Here is a 10,579-nt window from a genome sequence, read left to right as displayed (position 1 = left end):
GCGGCCTCGGTGTTCAGCGGCTCGATGTCGGAGATCGACCCGATGAACGTCGTCTTGCCGACGGCGAACCCGCCCGCGACGACGATCTTCACGACGGTGGGCGCGGCGCCCATCTCGCCGGCGTCACCGGCGGGTCGGGCGGTCGGCACGGCAGCGGCCTGGCCGGTGGCCACGGCGTCAGAGGGCGGAAATGCCATTGAGAACACTCTCCAGGACGCTCAGGGACAGGGCGGGCGACTGACCGGTGGTGGTCTCGACCGGGGTGGACGAGTGCACGCGGACGTAGCCCGCGTCGGCCAGGTCGGACACGACGACGCGCGTCACGCCCAGGGGCAGGTGCAGCAGCGCGGACAGCTCGGCGATGGAGATGTAGCCGTGCGACGCGTGCTGCAGGATCGCCCGCTTCTCGGGCGTCAGGCCCTGACCCGAGACGCCGGCCGGCAGCATCTCGACCAGCGCCTCCAGGGGGTAGTCGGACCGCTCGGACCGGACCCGGCCGCCGGTGAGGGCGTAGGGGCGGACGGTGCGGGTCTCGAACTCGCTCTCGCTCATCGGCTACCTCACACGCTGGGAGCGCGGGTCGCGCCGTCGACGGGGAGGCTGCCGCGCATCTCGGTGATGAGCTGCGGGGTGAGCGTGGCCTCGGTCCGCGAGACGAGCATCGCCATCTCGTAGCCGATGAGGCCCACGTCGCAGGTGGCGTCGGCGACGACCGCGAGGACGGAGCCGTTCGACACGCTCATCAGGAAGAGGAACAGGTTGTCCATCTCCACGATGGCCTGCCGCACGTCGCCGGCGCGGAGCTGGCGCGCCGCTCCCCGGGTGAGGCTCGACATGCCCGCCACGATCGCCGCGAGCTGGTCGCCGCTGGTGCGGTCGAGCTGCTCGGACATCGCCATGAGCAGACCGTCGGCCGACACCACCAGCGTGTGCCGGGTGCCGGGCACGGTCCGGACGAAGTTGTCCAGGAGCCAGCCGAAGTTGGCTGCCTCGGTGCTGAGGGTGGTCACACATCCTCCTGACGTGATGCAGGCGCGGCTGCGGCTGCGGGGACGGGTGTCACCATGACGGCGACGGCGGGACGGGCTGGGAGTCGGACTCGGTGCGGGGCTGCTCCGGCTCGGCGCCGGCCTGACCCTGGTCGGTGTCCGCGAGGGCGCGACGGCCCCGGCGGCTGCCGGACTGGAAGCTCGACAGCCGGTCGCGCAGGCTGTCGGCGTCTCGCGTCGGCGCCGGGCCGGACGCGGGCTGCGAGATCTCGGGCGCGGCCGGGATCGCGGTCGGCACGCGCCGGGTGAGCGAGCCGCCGGCCGGCACGTCGACCTTGGGCCGGTACGCGGACAGCTGGCTCAGCTCGCTCAACGCCTGCTCCTGGATGTCGGCCCGCAGCGCGAGCATCTGCGCCGCCTCCGCGTCGAGAGCGCCGGGCCGGCGGGACTGGTCCGCCGCGGGCGCCGCGACGTCCGCGGGCTGCGCGGACCACGAGGGCGCGGGCGCCGGCTGCGGCAGCGAGGCGCCGTCGGGCGACCAGGAGGACGCCCAGGCGCTCATGTCCCGGTGCGGGCGACGCTCGGCGGGCACGTCCGCACCCGGCTCGGGGGCCGGCGGCGGGACGTCGCCGCGGGTCCGGGTCGGCAGCGGGGCGGCGGCGACCGGGGCCTGCGGGGCCCACGCGGGCTCCGCGGCCTGGACGGGCAGCTCCGGCGACCACGCCGGCTCGGCGGGCGCCGACCAGGCGGGGCCGGCGGACCAGCCGGCGGGCTGCTGCGGGGCGACTTCGGCGGCGGGCTGCACGGGATCGACGGACGCGGGCGCGCCCGGAGCGGCGTGCTCCGGGGCGGACCACGCGGGAACGGCCGGGCCCGGGAGGGCACCCGGGTACGCGCCCGCGGGACCGGCGACCGGCTCCGGCGACGCACCGGTGCCCCAGCCGGAGGCCTCGGGGGCCGGGGACGCGGACCACGCCGGCTGCCCGGACGCGGCGGCACCGGGCGCGGCGGCGCTCGGCTGCTCGGCGTCCCAGGCGGTGACGGGCTGCCAGGACTGGGCGACCGACGGCCGCGCGGGAACCGGGGCCGGCGCGTCGGCCGGGGCCACCTGCTGCAGGGCGGCGGGCTGCGGGGCGCCGGCGGGCGTGCCCGCCGGCGACGACGTCGCCGGCCACGCGGGCGCGGCGGACGGGGCCGGCGCGGGGGCCGCCGCCGACGGCTCGGCGGAGCGGCGCCCGAACGAGAACAGCGACCGGCGCTTGCGCGGGCGGCGGTCCGCCTCCGCCTCGGCTCCGTCGCCCTGGACCAGGGCGGCGAAGTCGGGCAGCGCGGGCGCCGGGACCGGCGGGGCGAGCGGGGCGGGCGGAGCCGCGGGGGCCGGGACCGCCGGGGCGTGCGCCGCGGCAGGGAAGGCGGGCGGGGTCGCGGCGGGGGCGCCGGTCGGGGCCGTCGTGGTCGCCTCGGCCGCCGGGGCGCCCGGGACCGGCGCGCCCAGCACCGCGGTGTCGTCCGCGCGCCCCACGGGCGCGAGCGGCTGGTCGGCGACCGGGGCGGCGGCCCCGGACCACACGGCCGGCGAGTCCGCCGCCGCGGGGGCGACGGGCGTGACGCCGGCGGGCGCGGCGAGAACGTCCGGGGCGGCCTCGGGCTCGGCCTCGGCGTGCGCCGCCGGCTGCGCCCAGGACGGCTGCTCCGGAGCGGCCGGGGCGCCGGACCACGACGACCAGGCGAGCGACTCGTCGAGCGGCTCGTCGGGGGCGAGGGCCGGCACGACCATCGGCCGGTGCTCGGGCGTGGTCGGCCCGGCCTCGTCGTCGGCGGCCGCGAGGGCGGGGACGGCCGGCTCGGCGACGTCCGCCCCGGTGCCCGCGTCCCCGGCGGAGGGCGCCTCGACCTCGGCGGCCGCCGGCTCGGCCTCGGCCGCCGGCTCCACGTCGGCCGGCGCGGGGGCGGGCACGATCGGCAGGCTCGCCGTCAGAGGCGCGGACAGCGCGTCCAGGCGGGCGTGGTCGGCGGCGGACACCTCGGGCTCGTGGTCCACGAGCTCGTCGACGATCGACCGGACCTCGGCGGGCGACGTGATCGGCCGGCGGCGGAGCGGCAGCGCGGGTGCGGGCGCGGCCTCCTGGCCCCCGTTGACGGCGTCCTCGGGAGCGTCCGGGGCGTCGGGCGCGTCCGGGGCGTCCCCGGCGGGCTGCGCCAGCGCGTCGCGGCCGCGGAACCCGGAGAACAGGCCGGCACGCGGCCCGGCGGGCGCCGGGGCCGGGGCCTCGGGCTCCTCGGCCGGCGCCGCGGGGGCGCGGCTGGGCAGGCCACCGCGGGCCGGCAGCGCGCCGCGCGACGGCAGGGCGGCAGGTGCGTCGGGCGCCGGCGCGACGAGCGGCGTCCAGCCACCGGCCTCGGCGGCGATCTCGGGCGCGAGCGTGGCCTCGGTGGGGGCCGGCAGGACCACGTCCTGCTCGGTCGGCAGGTCGGAGCGCGCCGCGGGCGCGGCCGCCGGGGCGGGCTCCGGGGTGCCCTCGCCCGCGGTGCGGCGGCGGGGCAGGCCGGTCGAGGTGGCGCCGTCGGTGAGGGCGGCGAGGTCGACCGGGACCGCCGCCGGGGCCTCGACCGTCGGCAGCGAGCCGGTCGCGGGGCCGGAGCCGCGCGCGGCGCCGCCGGAACCGGCGAGGGCGGGGTCGTTCGCGGTGAACAGCGCGACCGGGAACCGCACGACGGCAGCCGTGCCGGAGAGCTCGCCCGAGGCGCGCTCCAGGACCACCGTGGCCCCGAGGCGCTGGGAGAGGCGCGCCACCACGAACAGGCCGAGGCGCTGCGCGCCGAGGGCCTCCGTGGGCGACGTCGAGGAGATCGTGGCGTTCGCGGCCGTGATCTCGTCGGGCGACATGCCCAGGCCCTGGTCGACGATCCGCACCACGACGTGCTCGCCGTCGACGCCGGTCCGCACGACGACGGGGGTGCCGGGCTCGGAGAACAGCGTCGCGTTCTCCAGCAGCTCCGCGAGGAGGTGCGCGGCACCCAGCGCGTTGAAGCCGTGCATGAGCGGGTCGGCGTCGAGCTCGAGCTGGACCCGGTCGTACTGCTCGATCTCGGACGACGCGGTGCGGACCACGTCGGACAGCGGCATGGCCTCGCGCAGGCGCCGGCCGGAGTCGATGCCGGCGAGCACCAGCAGGGACTCCGCGTTGCGGCGCATCCGGGTCGCGAGGTGGTCGAGGCGGAACAGGTTCGCCAGGACCGCCGGGTCCTCCTCCGACCGCTCGAGCGTGTCGATGAACGACAGCTGGCGCCCGAGCAGCACCTGGTCGCGGCGCGCGACGTTGACGAACATCTCGGCGATCGAGCCGCGGAGCGCGGCCTGCTCGCGCGCGACCTGGATCGTCGTCGAGTTGACGTCGTTGAACGCCTGGGCCAGCCGGCCGACCTCGTCCTGCGACTCGACCGGGATGTTCGCGAGCGTGAGGTCCGGGGTCTGGCCCGGGACGGCCACCTGCTCGACCAGGCGGGGGAGCTCCTCGCGGACCGTGCCGGCCGCGGCCGTCAGGCGGCGCATCGGGACGACGATCCCCCGGGAGACGACCAGGGCGATCACGATCGACAGCGCGGCGGCCGCCGCGGCGATGCCACCGGTGAGCAGCGCGCGCTCCCGCGCCTGGTCGGCGACCACGTCGGCGCGGTCGGCAGCGGACTCGAGCAGGTCGGTGCCGACGGGGCGCAGCGACGCGAGCTCCGCGTTGACCAGGCTGTTCCACCGGGTGGGGTCCAGCGCGGAGACGGTGAGCTCGTTGCCCGACACCATCGACAGCTGCATGGCCGTCAGGTCCGCGTCGCGGGAGCTCAGCTGCACGCCGGGCAGCCGCAGGCTGTTCGTGCGCTCCCGGGCGTCGGACCGCGCCTGGTCCTGCACGGCGAACAGGGCGGCGAGCTCCCGCACGTCGGAGGAGCTCGACCCGTCGCTGTCGAGGACGCTCGTCGCGAGCGGCTGCGCACGCAGGACCTGCTCGATCGTGTCGGCGATGGCGCCGTAGGCGGACATCCGGCTCGCCAGGGACCGCTCGGACAGCGTCTCGGAGACCACGACGGGCACGTCGTTGTCGGCGGTCACGATGTCGGTGTAGTTGCTGTCGACCAGGGTGCCGGGGATCGAGCCGGCGTCGACCCGGTCGCGGATCTCCACGAGGCGCGTGTGCTGGTCGCTCGCCCGCTGCACGGAGTCGGCGACGCGGGCGTCCAGGGTCGACAGGTCGATGTCGCGCAGGGCGGTGCCGAGGGCGGCCACCGCGTCGTCCGTCGCGGAGCGGGCGGCGCTCAGGTTGCCGCCGAGGGCCGCGTCGGTGGCCTGCTGCACGGACAGCGTCCGCTCCTGCTGCAGGGCCTCGGCCGCCCGGGCGTACAGGGGCATCGTGGTCACGACGTCGCGCACGGTGCCGGCGGTGCGGGCCTCGCCGATCGACTGGGAGGTGATGAACGCCGCGGTCAGCAGCAGGACGAGCACGGGCAGCGCGAGGACCGCCAGCACCTTGGTGCGGATGCCGAGCCTGCGCAGCATGTCGACCTGCCTCCCGATCCTCGCGTCCCACCTGGTCACGCGGGCGCGGCCAGGTGCAAGGCACCCGCCGAGGGCCCCCGTCCGAACGACATCGGCGCGCCCGGGCCCCGACATGAGCGCATCCGCAGGATTCATCCACCCGTGTCCTGCGCGGACACGGTGCGTAGGCTCGCACGGTGGACGTGGTGCAGGTCAAGAGCCCGGGCGGACCCGACGAGCTGGAGCTGGTCGCGCGGCCGGACCCGGAACCCGGCCCGGGCGAGGTGCTGGTGCGGGTCGCGGCCGCCGGCGTGAACCGCGCGGACCTGCTCCAGCGCGAGGGCAGGTACCCGCCGCCGCCGGCTGCGCCCGACTGGCCGGGCCTGGAGGTGTCGGGCGTCGTCGCAGGTCACGGCGCCGGGGTGGACGCCACGGCGTGGCCGCTGGGCGCGCGGGTCGCGGCGCTGCTGCCCGGCGGCGGCTACGCCGCGCTGGCCGCCGTGCCGGCCGGCCTGCTGCTGCCGGTGCCGGACGAGGTGGACCTGGTGGACGCCGCCGGGCTGCCCGAGGCGCTGCTCACCTCGTGGACGAACGTCGTGGACGCGGGCCGGCTCGCCCCCGGCGAGGTGCTGCTGGTCCAGGGCGGCTCGGGCGGGGTCGGCTCGGTGGCGGTCCAGCTCGGCGCTGCCCTCGGCGCGCACGTCGTCGCGACCGCGGGCGGGGCGGAGCGGGCCGCGCGGTGCCGCGAGCTGGGCGCCCGCACGGTCGTCGACCACCGCACCCAGGACGTCGCCGCGGCGGTGCGCGAGGCGACCGACGGGCACGGCGCCGACGTGGTCCTCGACGTGCTCGGCGCCGGCGGCCTCGCGACGAACCTGGCGGCGCTCGCGACCGGGGGGCGGCTCGTGGTGATCGGCACCCAGCGGGGAGCGCGGGCCGAGCTCGACCTGGGCCTGCTGATGGCCCGCCGGGGCAGCGTCATCGGGACGACGCTGCGCGCGCGGCCGCTCGCGGAGAAGGAGCGGATCGTCGCCGACGTGCGGGAGCACGCCTGGCCGATGCTGACCGACGGGCGCCTGCGGCCGGTGGTGCACGCCCGGCTGCCGCTGTCCCGGGCCGCGGACGCGCACCGGCTGCTCGACTCGGGCGAGGTGTTCGGCAAGGTCCTGCTGGTGCCGTGACGACGCCGGGGTCGCAGGGGTGCCGTCCGCGCCCGCGCGCGAGAGGATGGCGCGCATGAGCGACTCCAGCACCGGCCCGCAGCGGCCTCGCGTCGTCGTGCTCGGCGGCGGCTCCGGCGACCCCGACGCACCGGCCGACTCGGCCTCGGCGCAGGCGGACGCGGCCGAGGAGGCCACGGCCTCCGTCGGCCAGCCCGCCAAGGTGATGCGGATCGGCACGATGATCAAGCAGCTGCTCGACGAGGTGCGCAGCGCCCCGCTCGACGACGCGGCCCGCGCGCGGCTCGCCGAGGTGCACGAGCGCTCCCTGCACGAGCTCGAGGACGGGCTGTCGCCCGAGCTCATCGAGGAGCTGCACCGGATCACGCTGCCGTTCGCGGACGAGCAGACCCCGAGCGACGCCGAGCTGCGGATCGCGCAGGCGCAGCTGGTCGGCTGGCTCGAAGGGCTGTTCCACGGCATCCAGACGGCGCTGGTCGCGCAGCAGATGGCCGCGCAGGCGCAGCTCACGCAGATGCGGCGCGCCCTCCCGGGCGGCCATGGCCCGGCCGGGCCCGCGGGCCCGGGCGGCGTCCCGGTCCCCCCGCAGCCGGACCAGGGCCCCGGCCAGTACCTCTAGACCCCCCGCTCCCCACCCCCTCCCCGCACCCCCCCTCCCCGAGCCCTCGCCGAGAGTGCACTCGATGCGGGGTTCCGACGCCCGGAACCCCGCAGGTGGTGCAACCTCGGCGAACGCTCGGGCGCGGCGCGGCAGGCGCGGGCGCAGCGGGCGGGCGGGCGGTTACGCCGACGTGGCGCGGTCGTCGTCCCCCGGCTCACGGCGCGTCGCGGTCAGCACGATCGCCACCGAGACGCACAGCAGCCCGACGACCTCCCAGCCGTGCGGCCACTGCCGCAGCGCGACCGCGCCGACCACCGCCGCGGTCGCGGGCAGCATCGCCAGCAGCACGGCGAACGTCGCCGCCGTGACCCGGCGGAGCACGACCTGCTCGATCGCGTACGGCACGACGGACGACAGCACCGCGATGCCGACGACCGCCAGCGCCAGGCCGGCGTCGGCCAGCACCGGCGCGGCCGGCGCGGCGAGAAACGGCGCGCCGACCAGGGCGCCCGCCGTCATGCCGACCGCGAGCGAGGCGATGCCGTCGGGCGCGCGGCGCGCGTCCGGCGCCCGGTCGGCCGCCGACTCCCCGGCCGGGTGGCGTGCGCCGTGGGCCACCCGGCGTCCGAGCAGGATGTACCCCGCCCAGCACGCCGCGGCGACGCCGATGGCCACCAGGCCGCGCACCGAGTCCTCGCCGCCGGTGCTCAGCTCCACCCCGGCGAGCAGCACGACCCCGAGCGCGGCGACCACGATGCCGAGCCGCTCCCGCCAGGTCCGGCCGGTGACCGCCGCGACGGCGACGGGGCCCAGGAACTCGATCGCCACGGCGGTGCCCAGCGGCAGCACGTCGATGGCGACGTAGAAGGACACGTTCATCGCGGCGAGCACCACGCCGAACGCCGCGGCCGCGCCGAGGTCCGCCCGGGTCCACCGCGCGCGCCACGGCCGGCGCCACGCCAGCAGCACCAGCGCGGCGACGGCGATCCGCAGCCAGGCGACCGTCGGCGAGGGGATCACGGCGAACAGCGCCACGGCGAGGGCGGCGCCGCCGTACTGCGCGAGCCCGGAGACCGCGAACAGCGCCGGCGCCGGCACCCGGCCCACCAGGCCGCCCGCTCGTCCGCTCATCGACCACGCACTCTACGGGCCCGCACGACAGCGGAGCGTTCTGCCGGACACGCCGGTGCGTGTCGGGCAGAACGCTCCGCTCGACGAGGTCGCGACCGGGGATCAGCCCTTGACGGAGCCCGCCAGGAGGCCGCGCACGAAGTACCGCTGCAGCGAGATGAACACGATGAGCGGCACCACCATCGAGATGAACGCCCCGGCGGTGAGCACGTGCCAGTCGCCGCCGCGGCTGCCCGCCATCTCGGCGACCGCCACGGTCAGCGGCCGGGAGTCCGGCGACGCGAAGGTGAGGCCGACCAGCAGGTCGTTCCACACCCAGAGGAACTGGAAGATGCCGAACGCCGCGATGGCCGGGACCAGCAGCGGCAGCAGCACCCGGAAGAAGATCTTCACGTGCCCGGCGCCGTCGACGCGGGCCGCCTCGACGAGGGACGACGGGATGTCCTTCATGAAGTTGTGCAGCAGGAAGATCGCCAGCGGCAGGCCGAAGATCGAGTGCGACAGCCAGACCGTCCAGAACGACCCGGCGACGCCCGCGCTCACGTAGTCGCGCAGCAGCGGCACGAGGGCCACCTGCAGCGGGACGATCTGCAGCGCGAACACCGCGACGAACAGGATGTTGCGGCCCTTGAAGTCGATCCACGCGAACGCGTACGCCGCGAGCAGCGCGATGGTGATCGGGATGATCACCGCCGGGATCGTGATGACGAACGAGTTGACGAAGTACGTCGCCAGGTTCGCCCCGGAGCCGAACAGCGCCTGGTCGTAGTTGTCGAGCGTGAACTCGGCCTCGCCGTTGAACAGCCCGCCGAACACGGTCCACCAGCCGGACCGGCGGATGTCGAGCTCGGGCCGGAACGACGTGACGAGCAGGCCGACCGACGGGATCGTCCACAGGATCGCGATCAGGATCGCGAGGAACGACGCCCACGGCGACGACAGCCGGCCCTTGGTGGCGATCGCGCGCCGCTCGAGGCGGCTCAGCCGGCGCTGGCGTCCCGGCTCGCCGCCGGCGTCGGCGGTCTCCTCGAACGCCTCCGCGAACGGCCCGGTCGGGGGGAGCGGGGTGGTGGTCATCGGATCTCCTCCGACTTGCGCAGCTGCCGCACGTTGTAGACGACGATCGGGATCACCAGGACGAACAGGATCACCGCGAGCGCGGCGCTCAGGCCCTGGTTGTTCTGCCGGAACGCCTGCGTGTAGAACTCGTTCGCGATGACCTGCGTGTCGAACTGGCCGCCGGTCATGGTGCGGACGATGTCGAACACCTTGAGCGTCCCGATCGCGATCGTGGTGAGCACGACCACCAGCGCCGGTCGGATCGACGGCACGGTGATGTAGCGGAACATCCGCATCCCGCCGAGCCCGTCCAGGCGGGCGGCCTCGACGATGTCGTCCGGGATGGCCTTGATGGCCGCCGACAGCACGGTCATCGCGAAACCGGTCTGGATCCACACCATCACCACGATGAGGAACACGGTGTTCCACGGGGAGTTGATGAGGAACTGCTGCGGCTCCAGGCCGACCCAGACCAGCACCTGGTTGAGCAGGCCGGTCTGCTTCACGCCGGGCTGGTCCGGCTTGAACTCGTAGACGAACTTCCAGATGATCGACGCGCCGACCATCGAGATCGCCATCGGGATGAACACGAGCGCCTTGGCGAGCTTCTCGAACCGCGTGCGGTCCACCAGCACCGCGTAGACCAGGCCGATCACCGTCGAGGCGATCGGCACGAGGATGACCCAGATCGCGGTGTTCGTCAGAACGCTCTGGAACTGCCCGCCGGTCAGCACGCGGGTGTAGTTGTCCACGCCGATGAACTCGTTGCCGCGCTTGTCGAAGAACGAGTTCCACAGGGTGAGGACCGCGGGGCGCACCAGGCCCCACGCCAGCAGCAGCAGGGCGGGCCCGGCGAACGCCGCGGCCACCACCCACCGGGGGACCCGCTTGGGCCGGTCCACCAGGAAGAGGATCGCGCCCATGACGACCACGAACAGCGCGATCGCCAGGAACATCAGGGCGAACTTCTCGCCCACCGAGCTCGCGCTCGTCAACCAGTCCATGTACGCCTCCGAGCCGGGTGGGCCCGCCCGGCGGGGCCGCGGGTGTCCGCGGGCCCCGTCGGGCGGGCCGTCAGCCGATCAGTCGC

8 protein-coding genes and 1 pseudogene are annotated in these 10,579 nt (G+C 76.2%); 2 read left to right on the top strand and 7 right to left on the bottom strand.

What is annotated here, in order from left to right; genetic code table 11:
- From FS882_RS13025 to FS882_RS13010, 4 genes and pseudogenes are all read right to left on the bottom strand, one after another.
- Positions 1–197, bottom strand: a pseudogene (locus FS882_RS13025) (hypothetical protein); the annotation flags it as partial.
- Entirely contained in the window at positions 178–552 is a 375-nt protein-coding gene (locus tag FS882_RS13020) for a DUF742 domain-containing protein (RefSeq protein WP_147794821.1), read from the bottom strand. The gene FS882_RS13020 and the pseudogene FS882_RS13025, both read right to left, overlap by 20 nt.
- 8 nt (positions 553–560) lie before the next feature.
- Complete coding sequence (locus tag FS882_RS13015; protein WP_158373465.1) at positions 561–1,010, bottom strand: roadblock/LC7 domain-containing protein; 450 nt, start codon at positions 1,008–1,010, stop codon at positions 561–563.
- A gap of 49 nt (positions 1,011–1,059) precedes the next feature.
- Positions 1,060–5,538 (bottom strand): nitrate- and nitrite sensing domain-containing protein, encoded by a 4,479-nt coding sequence (locus tag FS882_RS13010; RefSeq protein WP_187365289.1) that lies wholly within the window; start codon positions 5,536–5,538, stop codon positions 1,060–1,062.
- Positions 5,539–5,714: 176 nt separating this feature from the next.
- Between FS882_RS13010 and FS882_RS13005 the strand changes: the two genes are divergently transcribed.
- Both FS882_RS13005 and FS882_RS13000 read left to right on the top strand, forming a co-directional pair.
- The gene (locus tag FS882_RS13005; protein ID WP_158373463.1) at positions 5,715–6,698 is read left to right on the top strand and encodes an NAD(P)H-quinone oxidoreductase; all 984 of its coding nucleotides are present in this window, start codon (positions 5,715–5,717) and stop codon (positions 6,696–6,698) included.
- A 46-nt stretch (positions 6,699–6,744) separates the two neighbouring features.
- A complete protein-coding gene (locus FS882_RS13000; protein ID WP_410053281.1) occupies positions 6,745–7,317 on the top strand; it encodes a bacterial proteasome activator family protein in 573 nt (190 codons plus the stop codon).
- Positions 7,318–7,479: 162 nt separating this feature from the next.
- On the opposite strand, the gene FS882_RS12995 is transcribed toward FS882_RS13000, so the two are convergent.
- The 3 genes from FS882_RS12995 to FS882_RS12985 all read right to left on the bottom strand — a co-directional run bounded on the left by FS882_RS12995 (position 7,480) and on the right by FS882_RS12985 (position 10,493).
- Positions 7,480–8,397, bottom strand: coding sequence for an EamA family transporter (locus FS882_RS12995; protein ID WP_158373493.1), 918 nt, complete (start codon positions 8,395–8,397; stop codon positions 7,480–7,482).
- Positions 8,398–8,532: 135 nt separating this feature from the next.
- Positions 8,533–9,507, bottom strand: coding sequence for a carbohydrate ABC transporter permease (locus FS882_RS12990; RefSeq protein WP_158373461.1), 975 nt, complete (start codon positions 9,505–9,507; stop codon positions 8,533–8,535).
- Positions 9,504–10,493 carry a carbohydrate ABC transporter permease gene (locus tag FS882_RS12985; RefSeq protein ID WP_158373460.1) on the bottom strand — a complete coding sequence of 330 codons (990 nt, stop codon included), beginning with the start codon at positions 10,491–10,493 and terminating at the stop codon, positions 9,504–9,506. Before FS882_RS12985 ends, FS882_RS12990 begins: the two co-directional genes overlap by 4 nt.
- Positions 10,494–10,579: the final 86 nt, after the last annotated feature.

The organism is Cellulosimicrobium cellulans (assembly GCF_007679345.1).
Taxonomy (GTDB): Bacteria; Actinomycetota; Actinomycetes; order Actinomycetales; family Cellulomonadaceae; genus Cellulomonas; species Cellulomonas cellulans_A.
The sequence above is the reverse complement of the archived record's forward strand: the minus strand, read 5'-3'. Positions and strand labels throughout refer to the sequence as shown.